The organism is Actinospineispora acaciae DSM 45401 (genome assembly GCF_000620785.1).
In the GTDB taxonomy this organism is placed as follows: Bacteria; Actinomycetota; Actinomycetes; order Mycobacteriales; family Pseudonocardiaceae; genus Pseudonocardia; species Pseudonocardia acaciae.
On the sequence record NZ_JIAI01000010.1, the window covers coordinates 96,945 to 123,727 of the forward strand.

Below are 26,783 nucleotides of genomic sequence, written 5' to 3' on the forward strand. Positions count from 1 at the left end.
GCTCGCCGGCTCCTACCGTGTCGGCATGGTCACTGACGCGAACGGGTCCGGCGGGGTCAAGCTCGAGCCGCACATGATCCCCCGGCTGCGGTCGGCGTTCCAGAGCGCGTTCGACCAGCTCGCGGACGCCGGCCAGGAGGGTGACCTCCAGATCGCCCGGCCCGCCATGGCCGACCAGGCCAGCGTCGACTACCAGTCCGAGTTCAACCAGGCCGCAGCCGAGGCCGGCCAGCAGCTGCGGGACTACCGCGCCCGGCTGCAACAGGTGCTCCAGCAGCTCGACGCCATCCAGCAGGCCTACGACCGGCAGGAGTACGACACCGCCGCGGAGCTCGCCGCCAAGCTGGAACCGTAAAAGATCATGGCGGACCAGCGGCTGGCCGGGCTGTCCCATCAGGAGCTGTGGAACCTCGCGCACGGCGGTGACCCGGCGGCGGCGTCCCGGAGCCAGGCGGCGTTCTCCCGGGTCGCGCAGGTGTTGGGCGGGGTGTCGCGGACGATCAACGCGCCGCTCGCCGAGTTCGGGATCGGCTGGCGGGGCATGGCCGCCGACGCGGGCAGGGCCGGCATCGCCCAGCACGCGCAGTGGGCCGAGGCCGCCGCCACCCGCGCCACGCTGGCCGGCAACCAGGCGGGCCAGCAGGCCGCGAGCGCCCGCACGGTGATCGCCGAGATGCCCCCACCGGCCCCGGCACCGCCCGCCGGCGCGGCGGCCCCGACGACGGGCCCGGCGGCGGCGAACTGGGCGCAGGCCGAGCAGGCGGCCGCCAACGCGCGGCAGCGCGCCCTGGAGCTGATGCAGGGCCACGCCGCCGAGTGCGCGCGGACCCGACCCACCGGCGGTTTCGCCCCGGCGCCCACGGCGGGCGCGGGCGGTGGGGCGGCCAGGGCGGTGGCCGGTGGCGCGGACGGTCGGGGCGGCGCGGCGGGCCGGGTGCGCGGGCTGGGCGGCGGCATGAGCGGCATGAGCGGCATGGGCGGGGTCAGCGGCGCGAGCGGGGCGGGCGGTGCGGGCGGCGGCCGGGGTGGCGTCGTCGGCCGGCCCGTGTCGGTGGCCGCGGCGGGCGCTTCGGTGACGCCGCACCCCGGTGCCCGGCCGGGTTCGGTCGCGGCGGTCTCCCCCGTCCAGCACGGCGCGACGGCCCTGGGGGCGGTGTTCGGGGCGCCGGTCCGGCCCGGTCGGATGGTGGGGCCGCGCGCGGAGGCGTCACGGCCCGGCGACGGCGGTACCGGGCCGGCCACGGCCGGTCGGCGGGGCACGGACCGCACGCGGGCGGAGCCGCTCCCGGAACGACCAGTCCCGGTCGGCGGCGCCTCGGCCTCGCCAGTGCCCGACCAGCGCGACGGCCTGCCCGCCGCCCCCGGCCCGCAACAGCCGCACGGCCCGCCGGACGGGGGCACCGGCACCGACCCGGGCGCGCGCGGCCAGGGCCGCCCCGGTGCGGTGGGCCCGCCCGCCCCGATGGTGCCGCCGCTGCTCGGTGGCGCCGGGATGGTCGGTGACGACGCCACGTACGAGCGCCCCGACTTCCTGCTCGACGACTCCGACCTGTTCACCGACGACGGATGGGTGGCACCGCCAGTGATCGGGCAATGACTACGACGGCGCCGGCGTTGGACCGGCAGTACCGAGGGCCGGGGCGACGGGTGCTCACCGCGGTGGAGTTCGACGTCCTCTGGGAGTGGCTCGGCCTCGGCGCCACCCCGGTGGTGCTCCGGCTGGACTCACCGGGGCGCACCCACGCCGAGCGCCGGGGCATCGTGGCGACCGGCTGGCAAGGCCTGCGCCAGCGCGGCCTGGCCGACATCAACGGGCCCGACCCCGAAGTCGTGCGGCTGATGCACCTGCTCGCGGTGCCCAGCCGCCAGGTGGAGCTGCGGATGCGGCTGGGACGCGAGCTGCGGGTGGTGGCCGCCGGGCACCCCGGGGCCACCGCGCTGGCCGTCCGCCAGGACGCCACCGTGACCCTGAGCAGCGCGACCGGGCCGGTGGGCGCCGCGCTGGGTGCGCTGCCGCCGGCCAGGCCCGGTCCCGCGCACGCCGTCGCGCTGCCCAGCGCCGACCTGGAGGCCGCCACCGCCGAGGCCGGCCAGGGCGGCGGCCGGACACTGGCCGAGGCGCTGGCCGCGCGCGGGCTCACCGAGGACGACGCCGAGCAGGTGGAGGCGATCCTGCACGCCACCAGCCGGCGTGGCCAGCTCAGCGTGCTCGCCGCCGACCACTGGGGGGTGCTGCACCGGCTGCGCAAGGTGGTCGGCGTGCTGGACACCCGCCACGGCAGGTACCTCATGCAGCGCGCCACCGCCGCCGACGGCGTGGAGTGGACGACGCTCGCCCCCACCGACACGAACCGGCTGCACGCCAGGCTGGACACGCTGCTCGCCGAGGCGGAGGCGGACGCCGGCAGGATCTGACCCGGTCACGGGCGCTGCTCGAACCCGGCCAGCACCTTCGGCAGCGCCTGGGTGAACGCGTCCGAGTGGTCGACCGCCGCGCCGAGGTCGATCACCTCGGCCCGGCCGCCGGCCGCCCGCACCGCGCGCTGGCAGTACGTCGCGTTGGCGATCGGCACGTCCCGGTCACCGGTGGACGCGAACAGCCGCACCGGGACGTCGGGCCGCCAGTCGCAGCTGGCCCCGGCCACCCGCAGCGCATCGGCCAGCGCGCCCCCGGGACGGCGCAGCCCGGCCAGGAACTCCGGCGTGAACAGCTCCTCCAGGGTGCGCGGCATCGCCGTCATCACCTCGCGCGGGCCGTGGCTGCCGTCCATCAGCCCCTCCACCGTCCTGTCGTACGGCGGCCGGAACGCCTCGGACGGCGTGCCGTACAGATGGTGCAGCCGGTTCCAGGCCACCGTCAGGTACGCCATGTACGCGGGGCCGTTGGCGATCCCGCTGGTCACCGCCGTGTGCAGGGTGCCGGCGTAGTCGTGCGGCCCGCTGATCGGGGCCAGCCCGGCCACCCGGAACGAACCGCCCTGTGCCAGCTCACGGCCCACCGCCATCGCCGCCGGGCCGCCCTGCGAATGGCCGGTGAGCAGCACCCGCCCGTCCAGCCGGTGCCCGTCCCGCTCGGCAACCGCACGGGTGGCGCGCAGCGAGTCCACCGAGGCGGTCACCGTCGATGGCAGGTGGTCGTACGGATGGAAGCCGGGGCCGGTGCCCAGGCCAAGGTAGTCCGGCGCGGACACGACATACCCGTCGGCGGCGAAGAACAGCGCCGCCGCGCGGTCCGAGCCGTCCGCGCTCACCGATCCGGCGTCGGCGCGGGCCACCGTCGTGCCGTGCTGCCAGGACACCAGCTCGGCCCGCGTCGCGTCCGTCTTCGGCACCGTGACCAGCGCGCTCGCCGTGGTCGGCCGGCCGTTCGGGTCCACCGTGGCGTACTCCACCCGCCGCGCGCTCACCCCGTAGCGCACCCGGGACGTGTCCAGCCCCTGCTCGGCCAGGACGCCGCGCACCTGGCTCACATCCATCTCCGCCAACGGCACGGTCGCGACCACCGCACCCCGCGCGGGCTCCGGCGCGACCGCGGACCCGGCCACCGGCCGATCCTGACCGCCACAGGCCGCTGTGAACACGAACATCAGTACGGCGCCGAGGGCGGCGCCAAGCATCGGAGGCATACCCCAACCCTCGCGCCTCGGCCGGCGAAGAACACTCCGACCAGCACCCCAGCTCGAGGTAGGGCTAGCCGCGGGTTCAGGCCACCGGCTCGACCAGGTCCGGGCGCGCCTCCGGGGCGGCGGAGCGCACGGCATCGGCGGACGCGTCGTTCGGCTCGGTCTGCGAACCGCGCTCGGCGTCGACCCGCGCGGTGTACACCTCGACCTCGCGGCGCACCCGCGCGTCGTCCCAGCCCAGCACCTCGGCCATCAGCTCGGCCACCGCCACCGCGCAGTCCACGCCCCGGTGCGCGTACTCGATGGAGATGCGGGTGCGGCGGGTCAGCACGTCCTCCAGGTGCAGCGCGCCCTCGTGCGCGGCCGCGTACACCACCTCGACCTTGAGGTACTCCGGCGCCGCCGGCACCGGGGTGAGCAGGTCGGGCCGGCCCTCGGCCAGCTCCAACACGTGGTGCAGCAGCGAGCCGTAGCGGTCCAGCAGGTGCCGGACCCGGTACGGGTGCAGCCGGTAGTGCGCGCCGAGCTGCTCGGACTGGTTGACCAGCGCGTGGTAGCCGTCCGCGCCGAGCAGCGGCACCCGGTCGGTGATGGACGGCGCCACCCGGTTCGGGATGTCCGCGCCGGCCGCGTCCACCGCGTCGGCGGCCATCACCCGGTACGTGGTGTACTTCCCGCCCGCGATCGCCACCAGCCCGGGCGCCACCCTGGCCACCGCGTGCTCGCGGGACAGCTTGGACGTGACCTCGCTCTCGCCGGCCAACAGCGGCCGCAGCCCGGCGTAGACGCCCTCGATGTCGTCGTGGGTCAGCGGCGCGGCAAGCACCCGGTTGACGTGTTCGAGCACGTAGTCGATGTCCGCCTTGGTCGCGGCCGGGTGCGCGAGGTCCAGGTTCCAGTCGGTGTCGGTGGTGCCGATGATCCAGTGGTTGCGCCACGGGATGACGAACAGCACCGACTTCTCGGTACGCAGGATCATGCCGGTGTCCGAGACGATCCGGTCCCGGGGAACGACCAGGTGCACGCCCTTGGACGCGCGCACCCGGAACCGCCCCCGCCCGCCGGACAGCCGCTGGATCTCGTCGGTCCACACGCCGGTGCAGTTGACCACCACGTGCGCGTACACGTCGGTCTCCGCGCCGTTCTCGGCGTCGCGCACCCGCACCCCGGAGATCCGGTCCGCCTCCCGGTGGAAGTCGATCACCTGCGTGGAGGTACGCACGATCGCGCCGTAGTGGGCGGCGGTGCGGGCCACCGTCATGGTGTGCCGGGCGTCGTCGGCCTGCGCGTCGTAGTACCGCACCGCGCCGATCAGCGCGTCCGGCCGCAACCCGGGCGCCAGCCGCAGCGCGCCGGCCCTGGTCAGGTGCTTCTGGCCGGGCACCGAGCGGGCGCCGCCCATGGTGTCGTACAGCGTGAGCCCGGCCGCCACGTACGGGCGCTCCCAGAACCGCCCGTGCAGCGGGTACAGAAAGCTGACCGGCTTGACCAGGTGCGGCGCCAGCCGGGTGAGCATCAGCTCGCGCTCCCGCAACGCCTCGCGGACCAGTCCGAACTCCAGCTGCTCCAGGTACCGCAGCCCGCCGTGGAACAGCTTGGACGACCGCGACGAGGTGCCCGAGGCCAGGTCGCGCGCCTCCACCAGGGCCACCCGCAGCCCCCGGGTGGCGGCGTCCAGCGCGGTGCCGGCGCCGACCACCCCACCCCCGATCACCAGCAGGTCGACGTGCTGGCCGGCCAACGCCCGCCAGCTCCGTTCGCGTTCCGCCGGTCCGAGCCGGCCGAGATCCCCTATCGCTGCCTGCTCCACACCGACGACCCTAGCGCGGGCGGCCGGGCTACCCCCTCCGTTCGCACCCATCCGGTCGGCCGAGATCATCAGTCCAGGTCATCGTGGCGCATCAGCTGGCGGCTGGCCTCGGTGATCGAGCCGGACAGCGACGGGTACACCGAGAACGTGTACGCCAGGTCGTTGACCGTGAGGTTGTTCTGTACGGCCATCGCGATCGGCAGGATCAGCTCGCTGGCCACCGGCGCGACCACCACGCCGCCGATCACCACCCCGGTCGCCGGCCGGCAGAACAGCTTGACGAACCCGCGCCGCAGCCCCTGCATCTTGGCCCTCGGGTTCGTCCCCAGCGGCAGCATGATGGTCCGCGCGGGCACCTCGCCGGAGTCGATGGTGGCCTGGCTGATCCCGACGGTGGCGATCTCCGGGCGGGTGAACACGGCCGCCGCGACGGTCTTGAGCTTGATCGGCGCCACGCCTTCGCCCAGCGCGTGCCACATCGCGATCCGCCCCTGCATGGCGGCCACCGAGGCGAGCATCAGCACGCCGGTGCAGTCGCCGGCGGCGTACACCCCGGGGGCGGTGGTCCGCGACACCCGGTCGACGGGGATGAACCCGCCCCGGTCGACCTTGATGCCGACGTCCTCCAGTCCGATCCCCGCCGTGTTCGGCACCGAGCCGACGGTCATCAGCGCGTGCGAGCCCTCCACCGTGCTGCCGTCCGCGAGCGTGACCACCACCCCGTCGCCGTCGCGGCGGACGCCGTCGGCGCGGGTGCGCGCCAGGATGGCCACGCCCCGGTCGGCGAACACGTCCTCCAGCACGGTGGCCGCGTCGGCGTCCTCGGCCGGCAGCACCCGGTCCCGGCTGGACACCAGCGTGACCCGCACGCCCAGCTCGGTGTACGCCGAGACGAACTCCGCGCCGGTCACCCCGGAGCCGATCACGATCAGGTGCTCGGGCAGCTTGTCCAGGTCGTAGAGCTGCCGCCAGGTCAGGATCCGCTCGCCGTCCGGCTCGGCGCCGGGCAGCACCCTCGGGGTGGCACCGGTGGCCACCAGCGCCACGTCGGCCGGCAGTTCCTCCTCGGTTCCGCCGTCGTTCGTGCTGGCCAGCACGGTGTGCGGCGCCGCACCGCCGGGTTCGCCGAACCTCGCGCTGCCCGCGACCAGCCGTACCCCCTCCCGCTCCAGCCGGGCGCGCACGTCGGCGGACTGCGCCCTGGCCAGCGCCCCGACCCTAGCGTTGATCCGGCTCAGGTCCACCCCGGCGTCCTGGTCCGCCTCGATGCCCAGCTCGTTCGCCCGCCGCAGCTCGGTGCGCACGCCGGCCGACGAGATGAACGTCTTGGACGGCACGCAGTCGTCCAACACGCACGCGCCACCCATGCCGTCCCGCTCGACGACCGTCACATCGGCCCCGTGCTGGGCCGCGACCAGAGCCGCCTCGTACCCCGCCGGGCCGCCTCCCAAGATCACAATCCGGCTCACCGAGCCCCGCTCCCCTCCCGCTCGCGCCGTGATATCCCCCTAGACACTAGGCTGTCCGGGTGTCGCTCTACGCCGCCTACGGGTCCAACATGGACCCCGCTCAGATGAAGGAGCGGTGCCCACACTCGCCCATGGCCGGAACCGGCTGGCTGATGGGCTGGCGTTTGACGTTCGGCGGCGAAGACTACGGCCCCGAGGGCGCGCTCGCCACCGTGGTCGAAGACCCCACCTCCCAAGTCTTCGTAGTCCTCTACGACGTAACAGACGCCGACGTAGCCGTCCTGGACCGCTGGGAAGGCGGCGAACTAGGCCTGCACAAAAAACTCCGCCTGCGCGTCCACACCCTCTCCGGCACCGAACTGGCGTGGCTCTACGTCCTGGACGCCTACGAGGGCGGCCTCCCCTCCGCCCGCTACCTAGGCGTCATGGCCGACGCCGCCGAACAAGCCGGCGCCCCCGCCGACTACGTCCAAGCCCTCCGCACCCGCCCCTCCCGAAACGTAGGCCCGTAAAACCCCACCGCGAGTCGGGGATTTTGTCAGGGTGAGTCGCGGATTTCGTCAGACCAACGGTGGCCCCGCCGCCGAAACGACTGCCTAAGGACCAGCGCGAGCCGGGTGTTGTCCCGCAGGTCGTCCTTCGTGGCGACGATCACGATCCACCCTCGTCTCCGCAGGTCTTCGGCCCGGCACTCGTCCTCAGCCTCACGATCGACGTGAACCGCGTACCCGTTGTACTCCACCACGATCCGCTGCTCCGGCCAGGCCAGGTCCAGCCGGTACAACAGGACGCCGTCCGGAGCGCGCAACTCCCAGTTCGCCTCGGGCACCGGATACCCGAGGTCGACGACTTCGAGCAGCAGCCAGCTCTCCGGCGGCGACTCGGCCCGGCCCGAAGCCAGCCCGAGCAGCCGAGCGCCGCGTTTCGTTCCGCGCGGGTCACGGCGGTCCGCAAGCCGCTGGCCGACCCGGGCGCGGAAGGCCGCGCGCCGCTCGTCGGGCTGGCACGCGAGCGCCTGGTCGGTGGCGGCGATCGCGTCGCGCGGCCGGGCGGTGCACAGCAGATCGCTGATCACCCGGTCCAGGGTGAGGACGCGCAGGCCGTCAATATCGATCACATCGTCCGGCGGCAGCGGGCAGTTGTGCACCGCGAGTCCGTCACGGCTGCGTGAGGGGTGGCCGTAGGGAACGGCGATGTGTGTGTCGGCGCACTCGATCGCCGTGCAGCCGTGCAGTCCGGTGGCCGTGGCCCCCGCGATCACGGAGCGGCTCCCGTGCGACAGAAGCGCTGCCGCGGCCCTGGTGCGCGGGTCGAGGAACCGGCTCGCATCCACCAGCACGCCCGGCCACAGCCGCCGCAGGACACCGCGCTGGATGTCCGCGTCGACCCGATAGCGGCCGAGACGCTCGATCAGGTCCTTGCGGAGGTAGGCGCCGTGCAGCCCTCGCTCACCGGTCATGCCTCCACGGTCGCGCGTGTCGGCCGGCAGCGAGCCGGGTCAGCGCGCGGCTGTGGACAACCCGTCCACCTGTGGATGGGCGGCCTGACAAAATCCGCGACTCACCCTGACAAAATCCGCGACTCGCGGGCGGTTGCGCGCGCGAGCTTGAGGGTTTAGGCGGCCAGGCTTGCTAGGGCGGCGTGGACTAGGACGCGGACTCCGACCGGGAGGGCGCGTTCGTCCAGGTCGAAGGTGGGTTGGTGGAGGTCTTTGCGCGGGCCGTCGCCGGACCAGACGCCTAGGCGGCCCATGGCTCCGGGGACGTCTTCTAGGTACCAGGCGAAGTCTTCGCCGCCGCTGGACTGTTCGGTGCCGGTGGCGCCGTCGGGGCCCAGGGCGGCCACGGCGGCGTCGTGGAGGAGGCCGGCGGAGAGGGCGTCGTTGTGGACCGGGGGGACGCCGCGGCGGTGGTCCAGGACGTAGCCGACGCCGAGGGGGGCGAGTATGGCGGTCACCAGGGAGCGGACCAGCGGCTCCAGCTCGGTCCAGATCTGGTGGTCGCCGGTGCGCAGGGTGCCGCGCAGCATGCCGGCCTGGGGCACGGCGTTGGCGGCCTGGCCGGCCTCGACGGCGCCCCAGACCAGGACGGTGCCCGAGCGCGGGTCGACCCGGCGGGAGAGCAGCGAGGGCAGCTGGGTGATCAGCAGGCCGAGCGCGTGCACCAGGTCGGCGGTCAGGTGCGGGCGCGAGGTGTGGCCGCCCGGCGAGGTGAGGCGGATCTCCAGCACGTCGCAGGCCGAGGTGATCGGGCCGACCTTGGTGCCGAGCTGGCCGACCGGCAGGCGGGGGTCGCAGTGCAGCGCGAAGATCCGCTCGACGTCCTTGAGCACGCCGGCGGCGACCAGGTCGAGCGCGCCGCCGGGCTGCACCTCCTCGGCCGGCTGGAAGATCAGCCGCACCCGGCCGGGCAGGGTGGGCGCGGTGGCCAGCGCCAGCCCGGCGCCGAGCAGCATCGCGGTGTGCGCGTCGTGCCCGCAGGCGTGCATCACACCGTCCACGCTGGACGCGAACGGCAGCCCGGTGCGCTCGTGCAGCGGCAGGGCGTCCAGGTCGGCACGCAGCGCCACGCAGTGGTCGCCGGAGCCGACGTCGCAGATCAGACCGGTGCCGCCGGCCATGATCTCCGGCCGTAAACCGGCGTCCACCAGCCGAGAGGCCACCATCGCGGTGCTCAGCCTCTCCTGGCGGGCCAGCTCCGGGCGCGCGTGCAGGGCACGCCGCCAGGTCACCAGCTCGCGGTTGTGCGCAGTCAGCCAGCCGTCCAGCCAGCTCGGCCCCTTACCCTGGCCGACGTCGGTCACCGGCCGCGCCGGGCTGATGGCCTGAGCGGCCAACAGTTCGGTGCGCCCGTCGAGCACAGACACCGGGTACCACCACCGATTCGATCAGTCCCTGTCGACGATGACCCGGGTGGCCGAATCGCGGCCTCGTGAGCGCGGAACGAACCCCGACCAACGTCGCTATCCCATATGGTGCATCACCCAGATGGCCGGGAACCCGGAAACAGGGCGTTACCGGACACCGCCTCGGTAAGGGGTTACTGATCTGCTGCGGACGGTGGGGCGCCCCGGACAACCGGTCGAAACCGTGAGGACGAACGGCTAGTGATGCCGCTCACCTCTCGCAGCAGTGGCCGACCGCCTGACTCTCAACATAAGACTGACCCCTCGAGCCACCGGGCGCACCGCCGAGCCCGTTAGAAGGAATCGCGTGGCTGGTAGGAGCCCCACACATCACGCAGCGTAGAACAGACTTCACCCACAGTTACCCGCGCGGCCAGGGCGTTCCGCATCGGATAGAGCACGTTCGTGCCTCCGGAAGCGGCCTTCCGGAGGGCGTCGAGGGCCGTTCTGACCTCGTGCGACGACCGTTCGTCGCGCAGCGCCGCCAGCCGGGCGGCCTGCTCGCGGGCCAGCTCCGGGTCCGGGCGCAACGGCTCGTAGGGCTCCTCGGTGTCCAGGCGGTACCTGTTCACCCCGACCACCACCCGCTCGCCGGCCTCGATCTCCTGGGCGGTGCCGTAGGCGGTCTTCTCGATCTCGGACTTCTGGAAGCCCTGCTCGATCGCCTCGACGGCCCCGCCGCGCTTCTCCACCGCGTCGATCAGGTCGACGGCCGCCCGCTCCACCTCGTCGGTCATCGCCTCCACCGCGTACGAGCCGGCGAACGGGTCGACGGTCGCGGTCAGGTCGGTCTCGTAGGCGAGCACCTGCTGGGTGCGGACGGCCAGGCGCGCGGCCTTCTCGGACGGCAGCGCGAGCGCCTCGTCGAAGGAGTTGGTGTGCAGCGACTGGGTGCCGCCGAGCACGGCGGCCAGCGCCTGCACGGTGACCCGGAGCAGGTTCACCTCGGGCTGCTGGGCGGTCAGCTGGACGCCGGCGGTCTGGGTGTGGAACCGCAGCATCATCGACTTCGGGTTGGTGGCGCCGAACTCCTCGCGCATCAGCCGCGCCCAGATCCGCCGCGCGGCGCGGAACTTCGCTATCTCTTCCAGCAGCGTGGTGCGGGCCACGAAGAAGAAGGACAGCCGGGGCGCGAAGTCGTCCACGGCCAGCCCGGCGCGGATCGCCGCCCGGACGTACTCCATGCCGTTGGCGAGCGTGAACGCGATCTCCTGCGCGGGGTTCGCGCCGGCCTCGGCCATGTGGTAGCCGGAGATCGAGATGGTGTTCCAGCGCGGCAGCTCGGCGGCGCAGTAGGCGAACAGGTCGCTGGTCAGCCGCAGCGACTCGGCGGGCGGGTAGATGTAGGTGCCGCGCGCGATGTACTCCTTGAGCACGTCGTTCTGCACGGTCCCGGTCAGCGCGGACCCGTCGACGCCCTGCTCGGCGGCGACCAGCTGGTAGAGCAGCAACAGCACGGCTGCCGGGGCGTTGATGGTCATCGAGGTGGACACCTCGCCGGTCGGGATGCCGTCGAGCAGCACCCGCATGTCGTCCAGCGAGTCGATGGCCACGCCGACCTTGCCCACCTCGCCGGCGGCCCGCGGGTCGTCGGAGTCCAGGCCCATCTGGGTGGGCAGGTCGAACGCCACGGACAGTCCGGTGGTGCCGGCCTCGATCAGCCGGTGGTAGCGGCGGTTGGACTCCGCGGCGGTGCCGAACCCGGCGTACTGTCGCATGGTCCACGGCCGCGTCGTGTACATCGACGGGTAGACGCCTCGGGTGAACGGGTACTCGCCCGGCCGCTCGGGTCCGTACACCGTTCGGATCTCGAACCCGGACTCGGCCCGCCTGCCCGTCACCGCTGACCACCTCCGACCCGTGGACGTGCGGAAAACGCTACTCGGGGCGGCGCCGAGGGTAAAAGAATGAAGGTAGGCGCAACACTGTCGGACCGGATCGGGAGAATGGCGGGTATGTCGGCACCGGGTTCCACCCCAGAGGACACCGAGCCGCGCCGTATCGCCGAGCGCTATCGGCTGACCGAACCCTTGGGCGCGGGCGCGATGGGCACCGTGTGGTCCGGTTATGACGAGGTGCTGCACCGCGCGGTGGCGATCAAGGAGCTGCGGGTGCCGCCGGGCGTGCCCAAGGGCGAGATGGAGTCGATGCGCGAGCGGATGATGCGCGAGGCGCGCACGCTCGGCGGGCTCTCCCACCCCAACGTGATCACGCTGTACGACGTGGTGGACGTCTCCGGCGACCCGTTCGTGGTGATGGAGCTGCTGCCCAGCCGCAACCTCTCCGAGGTGATCGGCGAGCAGGGCCGCCTGGGCATCGGCCAGGCCGCCTCGGTCGGGCTGGCCACGGCGGCCGCGCTGCAGGCCGCGCACCGGGCGGGCATCACGCACCGCGACGTCAAGCCGGGCAACGTGCTGGTCGCGCACGACGGGCGGATCAAGCTGACCGACTTCGGCATCGCCCGCAAGCGCGACGACGTGACGATGACGGCGACCGGCCTGGTGCTCGGCTCGCCGGCCTACATCGCGCCGGAGGTCGCCGCCGGCCAGGACGTCACCCCCGCGGCGGACCTGTGGGGCCTGGGCGCCACCCTGTTCGCCGCCGTGGAGGCCCGCCCGCCCTACGACGTGGACGGCGACCCGGTCAAGACGGTCACCGCCGTGGTGCACGGCGACGTGCCCCGGGTCCACGTCGGCGGCCCGCTGGCGGACGTGATCGCGGCGCTGATGGTCAAGGAGCCGGACCAGCGGATGGCGCTGAGCGAGGTGCGCCGCCGGCTGCGCCCGCTGCTGGCGGACCCGGACGACCCGCTGTTTCCCGGCTCGGCCGACGCGTTCTCGCCGCCGCCGTCGGCACCGCTCGAGCAGGACGTCGGCCCGCAGAGCCCGCCGGAGGGCATGAACGGCTCCTCGGCGCGCGGCACCTCGTCCGGCATGGCGGCCCCGGCGCCACCGCCGGCGCAGACCGGCTCGGGCCACTGGAACGCGCGCTCCGGCGCCACCCCGCTGTCCACCCAGCCCGGACCGCTGCCGGCCCCGCCCCGCCAGGATCCCCAGCGCCCCCCGCCCGCGCAGAGCCCGCCCGGTGGCATGCCGGCCAGGCGTCCCCGGCCGAGCTGGCAGCCCGCGCCGGGGCCCGGCATGGCGCCCAACCGCCCGCCGATGGCCCGCCAAGCCCCGCCGGCACCGCGCCCGCAGGCCAAGCTGTCCGCCCGGCTGGCGATGCCGCTGGCGCTGGCCGGGGCGCTGGCGGTGGTCGGCGGCGCGGGCGTCGGCTGGGTCGCCACCCGGGTGCTCGTCGGCCAGTCGCCGTGGAGCACCTCGGTGGTCAGCCCGGCCGGTGGCCAGGCCGTGCAGCTCAAGCCGCACGTCGACTCCACCCAGCGATACGGCAACAGCGCGCTCGGGTTCAACGCCACGGTGCCGAACGGCTGGGAGGAGTACCGGCTGGTCGGCGACAACGACGTGATGTCGGTGCGGTACGTCAGCCCGGACGGCTCCCGCGAGCTGCGCTTCGACAAGACCCCCGGTACCCGTACCCATCCCGCGCAGGCGGCCGAGTTCGTCAACGGGCTGACCCCGGCCGGGCTCGGCGTGAGCAACGTCACGGTGCTGGAGAACGCCGGCAACCAGATCCGCTACCGGACCAACGTGACCGGCGCGCGCGGCGCGGTGAGCAGGGTCACCTACGCCCAGCTCACCCAGCAGGGCACCGACCTGTGGGTGGTACGGCTGACGGTGCCGGCGGACCGCGCGGGCACCGGCACCCAGCAGCTGTTCACGTCGATCGTCAAGGGCTTCCGCCCGTGACCGCTGGTCTGGCCGCCGAGGCCGCGACCGCGCTCGCCGAGCGCACCGGGGTGCCGAAGCACGACGTCGCGCTGGTGCTCGGCTCCGGCTGGCGCCCGGCCGCCGACGCGCTCGGCACCGCCGACGCCGAGCTGGCCATGGCCGAGCTGCCCGGCTTCACCCCGCCCACCGCGGTCGGCCACGGCGGCACCGTCCGGTCGGTCCGCGTCGGGGAGCACCGGGTGCTGGTCCTGCTCGGACGGACCCACCTGTACGAGGGGCACGGCGTGGCGGCCGTGGCGCACGCGACCCGGACCGTCGCCGCCGCCGGCTGCCGGATCCTGGTGCTGACCAACGCGGCCGGCGGCATCCGGGAGGGGCTGTCCGTCGGCCAGCCCGTGCTGATCAGCGACCACGTCAACCTGACCGCGCGCTCGCCGCTGGTCGGGGCGCGGTTCGTGGACCTCACCGACCTGTACTCCGCGCGGCTGCGCGCGCTCGCCCGCGAGGTGGACGGCTCGCTGGCCGACGGGGTGTACGCCGGGCTGCCCGGCCCGCACTTCGAGACGCCGGCGGAGATCCGGATGCTGCGCACGATGGGCGCGGACCTGGTCGGCATGTCGACGGTGCTGGAGGCGATCGCGGCCCGCGCGGCAGGCTTGGAGCTGCTCGGGGTGTCGCTGGTGACGAACCTGGCGGCCGGGCTTTCCGGGCAGCCGCTGAGCCACCAGGAGGTCATCGACGCCGGCAACGCGGCCGCTACTCGGATGGGCACGCTGTTGCGCGAGGTGGTGGCGCGGGCGTGAGCCTGCCCCCCGGCGTGCGGGACGCGGCCATGCGCTGGATCGCCGACGACCCGGATCCGGCGACCCGCGACGAGCTGCAACGGTTGTTGGTGGCCGCTCTGGCCGGTGGTCCGGTGACGGAGCTTGGCGAGCGGATGGCCGGGCCGTTGCGGTTCGGCACGGCGGGCCTGCGCGGGCCGGTGCGGGCGGGGCCGGCGGGGATGAACGTCGCGGTGGTGCGGCGGACCACTGCTGGGTTGGCGGCGTGGTTGGAGCGGCGGGGGCACGGCGGCGGACTGGTCGTGGTCGGGCGCGATGCGCGGCACGGCTCGGAGGAGTTCGCGTCGGCGGCGGCGTCCGTGCTGGCCGGGGCGGGTTTCACGGTGCGTTCTTTTGCCGAGCCGCTGCCCACGCCGGTGCTGGCGTACGCGGTCCAGTCGCTGGATGCGGTGGCCGGCGTGCAGATCACCGCGTCGCACAACCCGCCGGCGGACAACGGCTACAAGGTCTTCCTCGGCGGTCCGGACGGTGGTGCGCAACTGGTCGAGCCGGCGGACGCCGAGATCGAGGCCGCCATCGCCGCCGCTCCCGCGGCGATCTCGATACCGACGTCGGTGGTGTCGCCGGTCTCTTCGGAGTCCGTGCTGGACGAGTACCTGGCGCGGACGGCCGTCTTGCCGAGGGGTACCGCGCGTGGGCTGCGCATCGCGTTGACGCCGATGCACGGGGTGGGTGGGGCGGTCGCGGTGCGGGCGCTGCGGATGGCCGGGTTCGACGACGTGCATGTCGTTACCAGCCAGGCCGAGCCGGATCCGAACTTCCCGACGGTGGCGTTTCCGAACCCGGAGGAGCCCGGGGCGGTCGACGCGCTGCTGGAGCTGGCCGCCGAGGTGTCCGCCGACCTGGCGATCGCGCTGGATCCGGACGCGGACAGGTGCGCGCTCGCGGTGCCCGACGGCGGTGGGGGCTGGCGGATGCTGACCGGCAACGAGACCGGCGTGCTGCTCGGCGAGCACATCCTGTCCACCCTTGATAGATCGTTCTATTCCGATCCGTTGGTGGCCACCACGGTGGCATCCTCGACGCAGCTGCGGGCGGTCGCGGAAGCGCACGGTGCTCGGTTCGCCCAGACACTGACCGGGTTCAAGTGGATCGTCCGCGCCGGGCACGGGTTCGTGTACGGCTACGAAGAGGCGATCGGCTACTGCGTCGACCCCGCGACCGCCCGGGACAAGGACGGCATAGCGGCCGCCGTGCTCGCCGCCGACCTCGCCGCCACCCGAGGCTCGCTGCTGACGCTTCTGGACGAGCTGGCGCTGGCGCACGGCGTATACCTGACCGACGCCATCACCGTCAGGATGGAGCCCGAGCAACGCACCGCCGTGTTGGGAAGGCTGACGGATGCGGACGAGAAGCCGGCTCCGGATGTGTTCGTGTTCGCCGGCGAGCGGAGTCGGGCGGTGATCCGGCCGTCCGGAACCGAACCAAAGCTGAAGGCTTACCTCGAGGTCGTCGAGCCGGTTTCTGGTGCGGATGGGCTGGGGGCCGCGCGGGCGGTTGCGGCCGAGCGGTTGGCCGGGCTGCGGGCGGAGCTTGAGGCCAGGTTGGGCGACCTGCCGGGGTCAGTCTGAGCCGACACCCGAGTGCGGAGGGTGGTCGAGGCGGGCGTCGAGGTCGGTGAGCAGGGTGCGGAGGAGCTCGGTGAGCTGGGCGCGGCGGTCGGGGTCCAGGGCGGCCACCAGGTCGGCTTCGCGGCCGAGTACCCGATCCACCAGGCGTTCCACCAGGGCGTGGCCGGCGTCGGTAAGGGTGACGGTCACCCGGCGGGAGCCGGTGGCGCGTTGCCGGACCACCAGGCCCTGGTCTTCGGCGCGGGTCAGGCGCTGGGAGATCGCGCCTGCGGTGACCCGGGTTCGGTCGGCCAGCTCGCGGGTGGTCAGCGCGTACGGAGGGCCGGCGCGGCGGAGCACGCTGAGCAGGTCCAGGGTGGCGGGGTCGGCGTTCTCGGCGGCGAGCACCCGGCGGCGGTCCTCGCCGAAGAGCTTGGCCAGCCGCCAGATGCGGGTCACGATGCCGATGCCGTCCACGGGGGTGCCGGGGCGCTCGCGCAGCCAGGCCAGGGCCGTCGCGTCCACCGGGTCGTCCGGTTGCCAGCCCGCGTTCGTCACCATCGCTTGCCACCCGCCGTTCGGACGCTTACGTTTAGATCTAAACGTAAGCGATGGATGGAGGAACGACGGCAATGCCCCGACATGTGCTCGTGACCGGTGGCGCGACCGGCATCGGGCGGGCCTGCGCGGCACGCTTCGCCAAGGCCGGTGACCAGGTGTGGATCACCGGGCGGCGGGCGGAGGCGCTGGAGGCGACCGCCGCGGAGCTCGGCGCCCACGCGGTGGTGTGTGACGGTAGCGATCCGGACCAGCTGGCCCGGCTGCGTGAGGCGCTGCCGGCGAGGATCGACGTGCTGGTGAACAACGCGGGCGGGAACACGGACTTCGACGGTGAGCCCGGCGAGGGGTTGCACGCGCTCGCGGCGGCATGGCGTGCGAACCTCGAGGCGAACCTGCTCACGGCGGTGCTCACCACGGCAGCCGTGCGCGACCGGCTCGCGGACGGGGGCGCGGTGGTCAGCGTCGGCTCGATCGCCGCGGACCACGGCAACGGGTCGTACGGGCCGGCCAAGGCCGCGCTGGCGTCCTGGAACGTCGGGCTGGCCGGCGAGCTCGGCGGCGCGGGGGTGACCGCCAACGTGGTCTCGCCCGGTTACATCGCCGACACCGAGTTCTTCCGCGACAAGCTCACCGACGCGCGGCGGACCACCCTGATCGAGGCGACGAACACCGGCCGGGCCGGCACCCCGGAGGACATCGCGGGCACCGTGGCCTACCTGGCGTCGCCGGACGCCCGGCACGTGACCGGCCAGGTGCTCGCGGTCAACGGCGGCGCCCACCCCAGCCGCTGACCGGCCGGACCGGCCGCCGCCGAGCTCGCTCATGTGCCGGCGCGGGCCTGGTCGAGCTCGGCGGCCAGCGCGGTGGCGGCGGCCCGCAGGTGCGGCACCGCCCGCTCGACCAGCTGGTCGGTCATCCGGGTGGTCGGGCCGGACAGCGACAGCGCGGCGCGCGCCGGCCCGCCGTCCAGCGCCACCGAGACGCACCGGACGCCGAGCTCCAGCTCGCCCTCGTCGATGGCGTACCCGAGCTCGCGCACCCTGCCCAGCTCGCGGCGGAACTCCGCCGGCCGGGTCAGGGTGCGCTCGGTGTGCTTGACCAGGTCCATCCGGCCGAGCAGCTCGTTCACCGCGTCGTCGTCCATCTGGGCCAGCAGCGCCTTGCCGACGGCCGTGCAGTGCGGCGAGACCCGCCGCCCGACCTCGGTGAACATCCGCATCGCGTGCCGGCCGGGCACCTGCGCGACGTAGACCACCTCGTCGCCGTCCAGCAGCGCGAGGTTCGCGCTCTCCCCCAGGGCCTCGACCAGCCTGGCCAGGTGCGGTTTCGCCCACACCCCGAGCTGCTGGCTGGCGCTCTCGCCGAGCCGGACCAGCCGGGGGCCGAGGGTGTACTCCCGGGACGGCTCCTGGCGCACGTAGCCCAGCGACACCAGGGTCCGGATCAACCGGTGGATGGTCGGCAACGGCAGCCCGGACACGGCGGCCAGCCGGGACAGCCCGACCAGCCCGCCGGCATCGGCCATCGACTCCAGCAGCGCGAACGCGCGCTCCACCGACTGCACCCCGCCGCTCGAACGGGCCGTATCGCCGGCGGACACGGCCCGCTCGCCGGTCAGGTCATTCCGCATCCCGGAAGTGTACCTCCGGTCTTCGGGCATGCCCCACCGAGGCGGTCAGGCGGGGCCGTCTTCCTCCCACAGACTCGGGGCTACCGGTTAACGACCGCCGAGGGACGCCGGCGGACACCGGGAGGACGGGCGCGCGCCGCCGAGCCCGACGTCGCCGCGCTGTGGGCTCTGTCACCCGTTTGAGCACGGCACCGGGGCGGTGAGGGCGTCCTACCGTGGATGGCATGCGGATCACTCTCCCCGGCACCGATCTGACAGTCCATCCGCTGTGCCTCGGCGGCAACGTGTTCGGCTGGAGCGCGGACGTGGACGGCTCGTTCGCCGTGCTGGACGCCTACGCCGAGGCCGGCGGCAACTTCGTCGACACGGCCGACTCGTACTTCTGGCGAAAGCCCGGAAACTCCGGCGGCGAGTCGGAGACGATCATCGGCGACTGGCTGGCGTCCAGGAGCAACCGGGACGACATGGTGCTGGCCACCAAGGTGGGCTCGTGGCCGGAGCGGCCCGGGCTGTCGAGACAGAACATCGCGGCCGCCGTCGACGACTCGCTGCGCCGGCTGCGCACCGACCACATCGACCTCTACTACGCGCACAAGGACGACCCGGACACCCCGCCGGAGGAGACCCTGGCCGCCTTCGACGAGCTGATCAAGGCCGGCAAGGTGCGGCACATCGCGGCGTCCAACTTCACCGCCGACCGGCTGGCCGAGTCGCTGGCGGTCTCCGAGCGCGAAGGGCTGGCCCGCTACGTCGCGCTGCAGCCGCACTACAACCTGGTGGAGCGGGACTACGAGCGCGAGCTGGCGCCGCTGCTGGCCGAGCGCGGGCTGTCCTGCCTGCCGTACTTCGCGCTGGCCAAGGGCTTCCTCACCGGCAAGTACCAGGCCAATACCCCGGTGGACAGCGTACGGGCCGAGGGCGCCGGGGCGTACCTGGACGAGCGGGGCCGCCGGGTGCTCGCCGAGCTCGACGCGGTCGCCGAGCGCCACGGAGCCCGCCCGGCCACCGTCGCGCTGGCCTGGCTGGCCGCCCAGCCCACGGTGTCCACGCCGATCGCCAGCGCCCGCACCACCGACCAGCTCACCGACCTGCTCGCGCTCGCCGAGCTCAAGCTGGACGACGACGACCTCGCGCGCCTGACCGCCGCCTCCGCCTAGGCCGCCGCCGGTGAGGCTGCTCCTCGGACCGATCCTGCGGCACGTGGACCAGACCTCGGCGCTGGTCTGGGTGCAGACCGACGGCCCGGGCACGGTCGGCGTGCTGGGGAGCACGGCGGGCACCTTCGAGGTGTCCGGCCATCATTACGCGCTGGTGACGGTCACCGGGCTGGAGCCGGACTCGACCACGGAGTACGGCGTCGAGCTGGACGGCGAACCGGCCTGGCCGCCGCCCGGCCACCCGTTCCCGCCGCCGGTGATCCGCACCAGGGGGCCGGGCACCGCCGGCCGGCTGCGCGCGGTGTTCGGCTCCTGCCGCTACCCGAAGACCGGCGAGCCGAAGCTGGACGCCAAGCTCGGCCTGGACGCGCTGGACAGCTACGCCGCGCGGATGGCCACCCGCCCGGTCGAGCAGTGGCCGGACGCGCTGATCCTGCTCGGCGACCAGGTCTACGCCGACGAGCTGTCCCCGACCGCGCGTCGGTTGCTCGCCGCGCACCGCAAGGGCCGCGCGCTGAAGCTGAGCCGGCCGCCGAACGAGGTGGTCAGCTTCGGGGAGTACGAGCGGCTCTACCGCGCGTCGTGGTCGGACCCGGAGATCCGCTGGCTGCTGTCCACGGTGCCCACCGCGATGATCTTCGACGACCACGACGTGCGGGACGACTGGAACACCTCGGCGGCCTGGCGTGCCCGGATGGCGGCCACCCCGTGGTGGCGCGACCGCATCCGCGCCGCGCTCGCGTCCTACGTCGTCTACCAGCACCTGGGCAACCTGACCCCGGCCGCGCTGGCCGCCGACCCCGACCTGCGCCAACTGCTCGGAGCGGACGGGGACGCGGACCGCTGGCCGCTGCTGGCCGAGCTGGCCGACCGCGCCGACACCGAACGCGACGGCGCCAAGGGTGCCCGGTTCAGCTTCCGCTGGGACCTCGGCCGGACCAGGTTGATCATGGTCGACACCCGCAACGGGCGGATCCTGGACGCCGGCGAGCGGCTGATGGTCGGCGAGCGGGAGTTCGGCTGGCTGGCCGAGCAGGCCGAGGACGACCCGGCCGGGATGGACCACCTGGTCATCGGGTCCTCGCTGCCCTGGCTGATGCCGCACGCGATCGGCGACCTGCAGGCGGTGAACGAGCTGGCCGCCGCCCGCCCCGGCCGCCGCGGCCGGCTGGCCGAGTGGGCCCGGCAGGCCGCCGACCTGGAGCACTGGGCGGCGTTCGCCCGCTCGTTCGCCCAGCTCACCGACCTGATCCGCCGGGTGGCCACCGGCCGGCACGCGCCAGCCACCGTGACAGTGCTCTCCGGCGACGTGCACCACAGCTACGTCGCCCGCGCCGCACCAACCGGGGCGGAAACGACCGTCCACCAACTGGTCTGCTCACCGGTGCACAACCACGTGCCGAGGGTGATCCGCCCGGCGTTCCGCCTGGGCTGGTCGCGCCGCCTCGGCGCGCTGACCCGCCGCTGGGCCCGCCGCGCCGGCGCCGCGCCGCTGCCGGTGCGCTGGACCAAGACGCTCGGCCCGCTGTACGGCAACACCGTCGCGACCCTGCGGCTGGACGGCCGCGGCGCCGAGGTCCTGTTCGAGCAGCCGACCGCCCCCGCCGCGCTCACCGAGGTGGCCAGGGTCCCGCTCGGCTAGAACGTCATGTGCTCCACCCAGTGCTCGAACAGGCCCACCTCGCCGAACAGCTCGATCCGGTCGTCGTGCACCGGGATGCGGCCGAACACCATCAGCAGCAGGTCGGCGGCGGTGCCACGGGCGGCAACGTCCGCCTTGCGGTGGCCGTGCGTCCAGGTCACCGCCTCCGGCCCGCGCTCGATCAACCACTCCCCGGGCGTGTCGGTGGCGTGCAGGTGCAGGGTCTGGCCGGTGCCGGTCATCTCGCCGACCAGGTCGGGGCGGCGGGCGGCCGCTCCCGGCGAGGTGACCAGCGACAGCCACTCGGAGATCGCGTCGGCGGCCACGTCGGCGTCCAGCCGGTAGGGCGCCGCCACGGTGAGCGCCACGTCCGCCCGGTGCACGGCCGTCTCGTGCACCATTCGGCGCAACCAGAACCGGGCGCGCTGGTCCACACCGGTGAAGTTCCACACCTCGGCGTCCGGCCCGGACTCCGTCACCGCCGCGACCAGCCGCTCCGCACCCCCGACCAGCCAGTCCGCCACGGTCCCCGTCATCGGCTCGAACGGGCCTACCTCGTGCAGAGCGGTCACCCGCCGCTCCACGTGCGAGGCCGCGAACCGGTGCGCCTGGCCGACGTGCTCGACCAGCCTGCGCAGGTCCCACTCCGGGCAGCTGGGCACCCGTTGATCGAGGTCGGCGTCCCGGGCCAGTGCGACGAACTGGGCGGTCTGGTCCCGCAGCGCCTCGGCGTATCGGTTCATGGACAGCTCGGTCATGCGGCCGAAACTACCGGTCGTCGACCCCAACCCCGAACGGCCGCGCGCGGTCGCAAGGGATATGAGCCTCGTTACATCACTGCCCGTTTCAGGTGAATCGCGGGAAAAAGTGGAGCGTCTCGAGGCGTTAAAGCGATGACATCACTGAGGCCGGCAAGAACTCGCCGGTGTGGAGTCGGGAGGGCCGAGAGATGGACGAGCAGATCGAGATCGACCGGGTCACGCAGGACATGTTCGCGGTGCTGAACGGTCAGGAGACACCGCTGCTGACCCGCTGGAGCTACCGCGCGGACGACCCGTTCGCCGTGTCGCTGTCCATCAGCCGCCCCAGCGGCCGCTGGATCGACTGGCTGATGTCGCGGGAGCTGCTGGTGGCCGGCCTGAACGGGCCCGCCGGCATCGGTGACGTGCGGCTCATGCCGTTCGAGGACGGCGAGTTCGACGTGCTCGAGGTCCGGATCGGCGACGACGAGGGCTTCGCCGCGCTGGAGTTCGACAGGGACCTGGTGGAGCGGTTCGTGGACTCCACCTACGAGATCGTCGCGGCGGGCGACGAGTCCGACATGATCGACGTCGAGGCCGAGATCGGAAAGCTCACCGACACCTGCTTCGGGTAGGCGCAACCGCCTATTTGATCTTCTGAATCTCGGCCCCGGGCCGGCGAGTTCAGCCGCGAATGCGGCCCTGCTCGCCGGCCCACTCCTTTTCTCGCAGCTCGAACTTCTGCACCTTCCCGGTGGATGTCTTGGGCAACTCGTCCAGGAATTCGACGGATTTCGGCGCCTTGTATCTGGCGATCTTGGACTGGACGTGCTTGACCAGCTCCTCCGCCGTGACCCCGGCGCCGGCCTTGAGCACCACGAACGCCTTGGGGCGCTCGCCCCACTTCTGGTCCGGCACGCCGATCACGGCCGCCTCCAGCACCGCGGGGTGCGACACGACGGCCTGCTCGACCTCGACGGTGGAGATGTTCTCCCCGCCGGAGATCACCACGTCCTTGGCCCTGTCGCGCAGCTCGACGTAGCCGTCCGGGTGCATCACGCCCAGGTCGCCGGAGTGGAACCAGCCGCCGGCGAACGCCTTCTCGGTGCCGGCCGGGTCGTTGAAGTAGCCGGACATCACGTTGTTGCCGCGCATGACGATCTCGCCCATGGTCGCGCCGTCGGCCGGCACGTCGTTCATGTTCTCGTCCACCACCCGCAGCCGCTCGGCGGTGAGCATGCCGACGCCCTGCCTGGCCTGCTGGCGGGCGCGCGCCTCGACGTCCAGCTCGGCCCACGGCCGCTGGAACTCGTTGACCGAGTACGGGCCGTAGGTCTCGGTCAGCCCGTACACATGCACGATCCGAAAGCCCATCCGCTCGGCCTGGCCGATCGTGGTGGGCGAGGGCGGCGCGCCGGCGGTGGTGACCACCAGCGGGTAGTCCAGCCGGGTCGCCTCCGGCGCGTTCATGATCGCGGTGACCACCGTGGGCGCGCCGTTGAGGTGGGTCACCCGGTGCTCGCCGATCAGCCGCCAGATCACCTCCGGCCGCACCTCGCGCAGGCAGACGTGGGTGCCGCCGATCGCGGTCAGTGCCCACGGCGTGCACCAGCCGTTGCAGTGGAACATCGGCAGCGTCCACAGGTAGACGCTGTCCGGGCTGTGCGAGGAGTGCACGATCTCGGACAGCGAGTTCAGGTACGCGCCTCGGTGGGTGTACATGACGCCCTTCGGGCGGCCGGTGGTGCCCGAGGTGTAGTTGATCGAGATGGTGGCCAGCTCGTCCGCGACCTCCCAGGGCAGCTCGCTCTCCTGGTGGTCGCCCCGCTGGGTGAACGCCGCATAGCCGTCCGGCACCGCACCGGGCGCCGCCGGATCGGCCACCGTGACGATCTCGGTGACCGTCTTCAGCTCGGCGGCCACCGGCGCCACGGTGGCGTGCAGCGCCGAGTCGACGACCAGCAGCTTGGACCCGGAGTGGTCCAAGATGTAGCGCACCTCTTCGGTGGACAGCCGGGTGTTGATCGACACCAGCACCGCGCCGGCCAACGGCACCGCGAAGTGCGCGACCAGCATCTCCGGCAGGTTCGGCAGCAGATAAGCCACCCGGTCACCGGGCTCGACACCCGACGCCCGCAGTGCCCGCGCCACCCGCTGCACCTCGTCGGCCAGCTCCCGGTAGTCGTAGCGCCGCTCGCCGTACACGACCGCCGTCTTGTCGCCGAACACCTCGGCGCTGCGCCGCAGGTACGCCAGCGGGGTCAGCTCCGTGTTGAACACCGACACGCGCATTCCTCCTGGTCAGGACCCGTGAGTGGTTAGCGTTGCCATAGCAACGCTAACCACTCACGGGCGGTGGCCTGCGCAAACAGTACGACGGCGTGCGGGTGGTGAGCCAGTGTCAGGCGGTGGTGGCGGCGGTGGGGACGGCGGCCAGGAACGGCAGGACCACGGCGAGGAACTCGTCGGTGCGCTCCAGGCCGAGGGCGTGGCTGGAGCCGGGGCCGGTGAAGATCTCGATCCGGGCGTTGGGGATCAGGTCGGCGACCTTGCGGCACTGCCACGGCGGGGTCAGCAGGTCCTGCTCGCCGCCGACGACCAGGGTGGGCGCGGTGATGTTCGGCAGCCGGTCGGCGGTGTTGTGCGCGAGGTCGGCGTCCCACTGTTCGAGCACGGTCCTGATCTCGACCTCGGTCTGCGGGAGGTAGGGGCGCTGCTGCTCCATGAGTTCTGGGAACTCCGGGGAGTTGAGCAGCTCCGGGGAGAACGCCAGGCCGAGCGCGGTGAGCGCGGTGTCGATGTCCCCGGTCGCCCACGGGTGGCGCAGCGCGGCCAGGCCGCAGACCTGGAACATGTCCAGCGCCGGCCAGGTGCCCCAGAGCACCAGCGACGCGACGCGGCCGGGCTCGGCCAGCGCCAGCTCCTGGGCCACCGCCGAGCCCAGCGACCAGCCCACTACGTGCGCGCGCGGCACGTCCACCGCGTCCAGCACGGCGGCGGCGTCGGCGGCCAGCGACGCCATCGAGATCGGGCCGGCACCTCGCTCGGAATCGCCGATGCCCCGGTGGTTGTAGCTGATCACGTGGTAGTGCTCGGCCAGGCCGGTGGCCAGCGCGCCCCACAGCGCGTAGTGCTGGGTGGTGCCGCAGACCAGCAGCAGCGACGGGTTGGACCGGTCGCCGCTCTCCACCACGTCAAGCCGGGTGCCGGTACGAACGTCTCGCAGCATGCGCGGTTCTCCTTGGTGTAGCGGGCGCGGTGAGATCTTTCCGCGAGTCTGCCAGCGAACCGAGGGGTTGCTTCGGTTCCGGTGCGGGTGGAGACAGGTTACTCTTCGGTAGGTGGACTTTCTCGGGCTCGTCGACCGGAACTGGCCGCTGCTGCGCCACGTCGCCGCCGCGCACGTCACCGCCTATCGGGCCAGCAACGGGCTGATCGGCCACCGGTTCTTCCCCGGCACGCCGCCGATGCTGCTGTTGGAGCACGTCGGCGCCCGTTCGGGGATCCACCGGACGACACCGCTGGTCTATTTCAGGGACGGCGACGACATCGTGATCGTCGCGTCCAAGGGCGGCTACCCGAACCATCCCGCCTGGTACCACAACCTGCGCGCGAACCCGGACACGGTGATCCAGGTGGCCGGCGAGCGCAGGCGGGTGCGGGCCGGGGTGGCCGACGACGCCGAGCACGAGCGGCTCTGGCCGATGGCGGTGCGCACCTACTCGGGCTATCGGACGTACCAGCGCCGCACCGGCAGGAAGATCCCACTGGTGATACTGCGCCGCATATAACACAGGTATAACAGAGAGGTGCAACACCTCCCTCACGGCCGTCGCGCCATGCCGTACGCCATCCTGTCCGCCGTGTTGGCCGATTCCGATCACGTCCGCCGCCGTTCGGCCCGCCCGCTGACGCCGACGATCTGAGCGCGGCGTCCGATGGTGTTGCTGGTGCTCGACCTGCTCGGGGTCGCCGTCTTCGCGCTTGCCGGGGCGCTGGCCGCGATCCGCGCCCGGCTGGACGTGTTCGGCGTGGTGGTGCTCGGCATCATCACCGCGCTGGGCGGCGGTGTGATCAGGGACGTGCTGCTCGGCATCACGCCGCCCACCACGCTGCGCCAGTGGCAGTACCTGGCGGTCGCGTCGGTAGTCTCGGCGGCGGCCTGCGTGCCCAGGGCGACGGTGCCGGCGCGGTCCCGGCTGCGCAAGGCAATTTTGGTGGCCGACGCCTTCGGGCTGGCCCTGTTCGTCACCACCGGCACCGCCGCCGCGCTGGCCGTCGGGGCGCCGCCGGTGGCTGCCTGCCTGGTCGGAGTGATCTCCGGGATCGGCGGCGGGGTGACCAGGGACGTGCTGCTGCGGGAGATCCCGCTGGTGCTGCACCGGGACATCTACGCGCTTCCCGCCGTGGCCGGCGCGGTACTGGTGACCAGCGGCAACGCCCTCGGATGGCCCAGCACCCCGGTGCTGGTCGCGGCCGCCGCACTGATCGCCTCGGTGCGGCTGCTGGCGATCTGGCGGGAGTGGGACGCGCCGCGCCCCCGACGGCGATAATCGAGTTGTGCTCAAGGCTCAACCTGCGCCGTTCGGACCCCGAAATCGACCGTTCGGCGCAAGATCCAACCGTTTGTCGCGGGGCTTCGGGGCACTGAAACGCCGTTCCTCGGAAAAAACCGGCGTAACCAGCGACGACACGCCGAGGACCCCCTTGGTGTGACGTTGCCCTCCTTCGTAAGCTTCCGCCACAACATCACGATCTGATCTCGCCACCTGGATCAGGGCCGGACTCCCCACCGGCCCACCGGACCCCCGACCGGGATGTCCGGGTGGCAGGATCGCCGGTCGCGGAAAGGCAGACAACTTACGTGGCTCGTCACCGCTCCCCAGGCGGCCGCGGCACGGTTTCGGCGTACTTGCCGGAACCTGGCGCGGACCGCGGGCACCATCACGGTGCCGCTGACGCCTCTGGCGGCTCGTCGTCCCAGACGACGGCCCTGATCTCCTCCGCTCCGAACGCTGCCCCTCGCCGCAGCTCCCACCGCAGGATCGCCAAGCCGGCGGTCAG

24 protein-coding genes are annotated in these 26,783 nt (G+C 73.1%); 13 read left to right on the forward strand and 11 right to left on the reverse strand.

Going from position 1 to position 26,783, the window contains the following annotated elements; genetic code table 11:
- The first annotated feature begins 25 nt into the window (after window positions 1-25).
- From N912_RS0134200 to N912_RS0134210, 3 genes are read left to right on the forward strand one after another with little or no spacing between them, the layout of a single operon-like run.
- Window positions 26-355 carry a hypothetical protein gene (locus tag N912_RS0134200; protein WP_037068085.1) on the forward strand — a complete coding sequence of 110 codons (330 nt, stop codon included), beginning with the start codon at window positions 26-28 and terminating at the stop codon, window positions 353-355.
- 6 nt (window positions 356-361) lie between these two features.
- Window positions 362-1,597 (forward strand): hypothetical protein, encoded by a 1,236-nt coding sequence (locus N912_RS63995; protein ID WP_028925961.1) that lies wholly within the window; start codon window positions 362-364, stop codon window positions 1,595-1,597.
- On the forward strand, window positions 1,594-2,415 hold the full coding sequence (locus N912_RS0134210) for an ESX secretion-associated protein EspG (RefSeq protein ID WP_028925962.1): 822 nt from the start codon (window positions 1,594-1,596) through the stop codon (window positions 2,413-2,415). The genes N912_RS63995 and N912_RS0134210 overlap by 4 nt, the downstream gene beginning before the upstream one ends.
- 5 nt (window positions 2,416-2,420) lie before the next feature.
- On the opposite strand, the gene N912_RS56415 is transcribed toward N912_RS0134210, so the two are convergent.
- The 3 genes from N912_RS56415 to N912_RS0134225 form a co-directional block, all read right to left on the reverse strand.
- Window positions 2,421-3,626 carry an alpha/beta hydrolase family protein gene (locus tag N912_RS56415; RefSeq protein ID WP_156994227.1) on the reverse strand — a complete coding sequence of 402 codons (1,206 nt, stop codon included), beginning with the start codon at window positions 3,624-3,626 and terminating at the stop codon, window positions 2,421-2,423.
- Window positions 3,627-3,702: 76 nt separating this feature from the next.
- On the reverse strand, window positions 3,703-5,484 hold the full coding sequence (locus N912_RS0134220) for a glycerol-3-phosphate dehydrogenase/oxidase (protein WP_084211488.1): 1,782 nt from the start codon (window positions 5,482-5,484) through the stop codon (window positions 3,703-3,705).
- A gap of 17 nt (window positions 5,485-5,501) precedes the next feature.
- The gene (locus tag N912_RS0134225; RefSeq protein ID WP_028925964.1) at window positions 5,502-6,902 is read right to left on the reverse strand and encodes an NAD(P)H-quinone dehydrogenase; all 1,401 of its coding nucleotides are present in this window, start codon (window positions 6,900-6,902) and stop codon (window positions 5,502-5,504) included.
- A 59-nt stretch (window positions 6,903-6,961) separates the two neighbouring features.
- On the opposite strand from N912_RS0134225, the gene N912_RS0134230 reads away from it, so the two are divergent.
- Window positions 6,962-7,414, forward strand: a complete 453-nt coding sequence (locus N912_RS0134230; protein WP_028925965.1) for a gamma-glutamylcyclotransferase family protein — start codon at window positions 6,962-6,964, stop codon at window positions 7,412-7,414.
- 26 nt (window positions 7,415-7,440) lie between these two features.
- On the opposite strand, the gene N912_RS0134235 is transcribed toward N912_RS0134230, so the two are convergent.
- The 3 genes from N912_RS0134235 to N912_RS0134245 all read right to left on the reverse strand — a co-directional run bounded on the left by N912_RS0134235 (window position 7,441) and on the right by N912_RS0134245 (window position 11,647).
- Window positions 7,441-8,361 carry a hypothetical protein gene (locus N912_RS0134235; protein ID WP_051581196.1) on the reverse strand — a complete coding sequence of 307 codons (921 nt, stop codon included), beginning with the start codon at window positions 8,359-8,361 and terminating at the stop codon, window positions 7,441-7,443.
- Window positions 8,362-8,516: 155 nt separating this feature from the next.
- Window positions 8,517-9,767 carry an amidohydrolase gene (locus tag N912_RS0134240; RefSeq protein WP_037068093.1) on the reverse strand — a complete coding sequence of 417 codons (1,251 nt, stop codon included), beginning with the start codon at window positions 9,765-9,767 and terminating at the stop codon, window positions 8,517-8,519.
- Between the two features lie 332 nt (window positions 9,768-10,099).
- Window positions 10,100-11,647, reverse strand: a complete 1,548-nt coding sequence (locus tag N912_RS0134245; RefSeq protein ID WP_028925968.1) for an acyl-CoA mutase large subunit family protein — start codon at window positions 11,645-11,647, stop codon at window positions 10,100-10,102.
- 114 nt (window positions 11,648-11,761) lie between these two features.
- On the opposite strand from N912_RS0134245, the gene N912_RS0134250 reads away from it, so the two are divergent.
- Genes N912_RS0134250 through N912_RS0134260 form a run of 3 tightly spaced genes read left to right on the forward strand, consistent with a single transcriptional unit; the run spans window position 11,762 to window position 16,010 of the window.
- Window positions 11,762-13,615, forward strand: a complete 1,854-nt coding sequence (locus N912_RS0134250) for a serine/threonine-protein kinase (RefSeq protein ID WP_051581197.1) — start codon at window positions 11,762-11,764, stop codon at window positions 13,613-13,615.
- Complete coding sequence (locus tag N912_RS0134255) at window positions 13,612-14,400, forward strand: purine-nucleoside phosphorylase (protein WP_028925970.1); 789 nt, start codon at window positions 13,612-13,614, stop codon at window positions 14,398-14,400. Before N912_RS0134250 ends, N912_RS0134255 begins: the two co-directional genes overlap by 4 nt.
- A 29-nt stretch (window positions 14,401-14,429) precedes the next feature.
- Window positions 14,430-16,010, forward strand: a complete 1,581-nt coding sequence (locus N912_RS0134260) for a phospho-sugar mutase (RefSeq protein ID WP_051581247.1) — start codon at window positions 14,430-14,432, stop codon at window positions 16,008-16,010.
- Here N912_RS0134260 and N912_RS56420 read toward each other — a convergent pair.
- Entirely contained in the window at window positions 16,002-16,550 is a 549-nt protein-coding gene (locus tag N912_RS56420; protein ID WP_037068096.1) for a MarR family winged helix-turn-helix transcriptional regulator, read from the reverse strand. The genes N912_RS0134260 and N912_RS56420 overlap by 9 nt on opposite strands.
- A gap of 71 nt (window positions 16,551-16,621) precedes the next feature.
- Here N912_RS56420 and N912_RS0134270 point away from each other — a divergent pair, with 71 nt between their 5' ends.
- A complete protein-coding gene (locus N912_RS0134270) occupies window positions 16,622-17,341 on the forward strand; it encodes an SDR family NAD(P)-dependent oxidoreductase (protein ID WP_028925972.1) in 720 nt (239 codons plus the stop codon).
- 29 nt (window positions 17,342-17,370) lie between these two features.
- Here the strand turns inward: N912_RS0134270 and N912_RS0134275 are convergent, their stop codons facing one another.
- Window positions 17,371-18,180 (reverse strand): IclR family transcriptional regulator, encoded by an 810-nt coding sequence (locus N912_RS0134275; RefSeq protein ID WP_037068099.1) that lies wholly within the window; start codon window positions 18,178-18,180, stop codon window positions 17,371-17,373.
- Between the two features lie 224 nt (window positions 18,181-18,404).
- On the opposite strand from N912_RS0134275, the gene N912_RS0134280 reads away from it, so the two are divergent.
- Together N912_RS0134280 and N912_RS0134285 are read left to right on the forward strand one after the other, a co-directional pair.
- Window positions 18,405-19,337, forward strand: coding sequence for an aldo/keto reductase (locus N912_RS0134280; RefSeq protein ID WP_037068102.1), 933 nt, complete (start codon window positions 18,405-18,407; stop codon window positions 19,335-19,337).
- 10 nt (window positions 19,338-19,347) lie between these two features.
- On the forward strand, window positions 19,348-20,979 hold the full coding sequence (locus N912_RS0134285) for an alkaline phosphatase D family protein (protein ID WP_028925975.1): 1,632 nt from the start codon (window positions 19,348-19,350) through the stop codon (window positions 20,977-20,979).
- On the opposite strand, the gene N912_RS0134290 is transcribed toward N912_RS0134285, so the two are convergent.
- Window positions 20,976-21,737: a maleylpyruvate isomerase family mycothiol-dependent enzyme gene (locus N912_RS0134290; protein WP_028925976.1), complete on the reverse strand. Its 762-nt coding sequence runs from the start codon at window positions 21,735-21,737 to the stop codon at window positions 20,976-20,978. The two genes, N912_RS0134285 and N912_RS0134290, sit on opposite strands and share 4 nt — an antisense overlap.
- A 191-nt stretch (window positions 21,738-21,928) precedes the next feature.
- On the opposite strand from N912_RS0134290, the gene N912_RS0134295 reads away from it, so the two are divergent.
- Entirely contained in the window at window positions 21,929-22,354 is a 426-nt protein-coding gene (locus N912_RS0134295; protein WP_037068105.1) for an SsgA family sporulation/cell division regulator, read from the forward strand.
- Between the two features lie 49 nt (window positions 22,355-22,403).
- Here N912_RS0134295 and N912_RS0134300 read toward each other — a convergent pair whose 3' ends face one another.
- Both N912_RS0134300 and N912_RS0134305 read right to left on the reverse strand, forming a co-directional pair.
- The gene (locus N912_RS0134300; RefSeq protein ID WP_028925978.1) at window positions 22,404-24,011 is read right to left on the reverse strand and encodes a long-chain-fatty-acid--CoA ligase; all 1,608 of its coding nucleotides are present in this window, start codon (window positions 24,009-24,011) and stop codon (window positions 22,404-22,406) included.
- Window positions 24,012-24,120: 109 nt separating this feature from the next.
- Window positions 24,121-24,948, reverse strand: coding sequence for an alpha/beta fold hydrolase (locus N912_RS0134305; RefSeq protein WP_028925979.1), 828 nt, complete (start codon window positions 24,946-24,948; stop codon window positions 24,121-24,123).
- Between the two features lie 112 nt (window positions 24,949-25,060).
- Here N912_RS0134305 and N912_RS0134310 point away from each other — a divergent pair, with 112 nt between their 5' ends.
- On the forward strand, window positions 25,061-25,510 hold the full coding sequence (locus N912_RS0134310) for a nitroreductase family deazaflavin-dependent oxidoreductase (protein WP_028925980.1): 450 nt from the start codon (window positions 25,061-25,063) through the stop codon (window positions 25,508-25,510).
- A 147-nt stretch (window positions 25,511-25,657) separates the two neighbouring features.
- A complete protein-coding gene (locus N912_RS0134315; RefSeq protein WP_028925981.1) occupies window positions 25,658-26,272 on the forward strand; it encodes a trimeric intracellular cation channel family protein in 615 nt (204 codons plus the stop codon).
- The last annotated feature ends 511 nt before the right edge of the window (window positions 26,273-26,783 follow it).

Excerpts from the sequence above, each read along its gene's own strand:
- N912_RS0134200 (WP_037068085.1), top strand. The coding sequence starts at position 26 with ATGGTCACTGACGCGAACGGGTCCGGCGGGGTCAAGCTCGAGCCGCAC.
- N912_RS63995 (WP_028925961.1), top strand. The coding sequence starts at position 362 with ATGGCGGACCAGCGGCTGGCCGGGCTGTCCCATCAGGAGCTGTGGAAC.
- N912_RS0134210 (WP_028925962.1), top strand. The coding sequence starts at position 1,594 with ATGACTACGACGGCGCCGGCGTTGGACCGGCAGTACCGAGGGCCGGGG.
- N912_RS56415 (WP_156994227.1), bottom strand. The coding sequence starts at position 3,626 with ATGCCTCCGATGCTTGGCGCCGCCCTCGGCGCCGTACTGATGTTCGTG.
- N912_RS0134220 (WP_084211488.1), bottom strand. The coding sequence starts at position 5,484 with ATGGGTGCGAACGGAGGGGGTAGCCCGGCCGCCCGCGCTAGGGTCGTC.
- N912_RS0134235 (WP_051581196.1), bottom strand. The coding sequence starts at position 8,361 with ATGACCGGTGAGCGAGGGCTGCACGGCGCCTACCTCCGCAAGGACCTG.
- N912_RS0134250 (WP_051581197.1), top strand. The coding sequence starts at position 11,762 with ATGTCGGCACCGGGTTCCACCCCAGAGGACACCGAGCCGCGCCGTATC.
- N912_RS0134260 (WP_051581247.1), top strand. The coding sequence starts at position 14,430 with ATGCGCTGGATCGCCGACGACCCGGATCCGGCGACCCGCGACGAGCTG.
- N912_RS56420 (WP_037068096.1), bottom strand. The coding sequence starts at position 16,550 with ATGGTGACGAACGCGGGCTGGCAACCGGACGACCCGGTGGACGCGACG.
- N912_RS0134270 (WP_028925972.1), top strand. The coding sequence starts at position 16,622 with ATGCCCCGACATGTGCTCGTGACCGGTGGCGCGACCGGCATCGGGCGG.
- N912_RS0134275 (WP_037068099.1), bottom strand. The coding sequence starts at position 18,180 with ATGCGGAATGACCTGACCGGCGAGCGGGCCGTGTCCGCCGGCGATACG.
- N912_RS0134280 (WP_037068102.1), top strand. The coding sequence starts at position 18,405 with ATGCGGATCACTCTCCCCGGCACCGATCTGACAGTCCATCCGCTGTGC.
- N912_RS0134290 (WP_028925976.1), bottom strand. The coding sequence starts at position 21,737 with ATGACCGAGCTGTCCATGAACCGATACGCCGAGGCGCTGCGGGACCAG.
- N912_RS0134295 (WP_037068105.1), top strand. The coding sequence starts at position 21,929 with ATGGACGAGCAGATCGAGATCGACCGGGTCACGCAGGACATGTTCGCG.
- N912_RS0134300 (WP_028925978.1), bottom strand. The coding sequence starts at position 24,011 with ATGCGCGTGTCGGTGTTCAACACGGAGCTGACCCCGCTGGCGTACCTG.
- N912_RS0134305 (WP_028925979.1), bottom strand. The coding sequence starts at position 24,948 with ATGCTGCGAGACGTTCGTACCGGCACCCGGCTTGACGTGGTGGAGAGC.
- N912_RS0134315 (WP_028925981.1), top strand. The coding sequence starts at position 25,658 with ATGGTGTTGCTGGTGCTCGACCTGCTCGGGGTCGCCGTCTTCGCGCTT.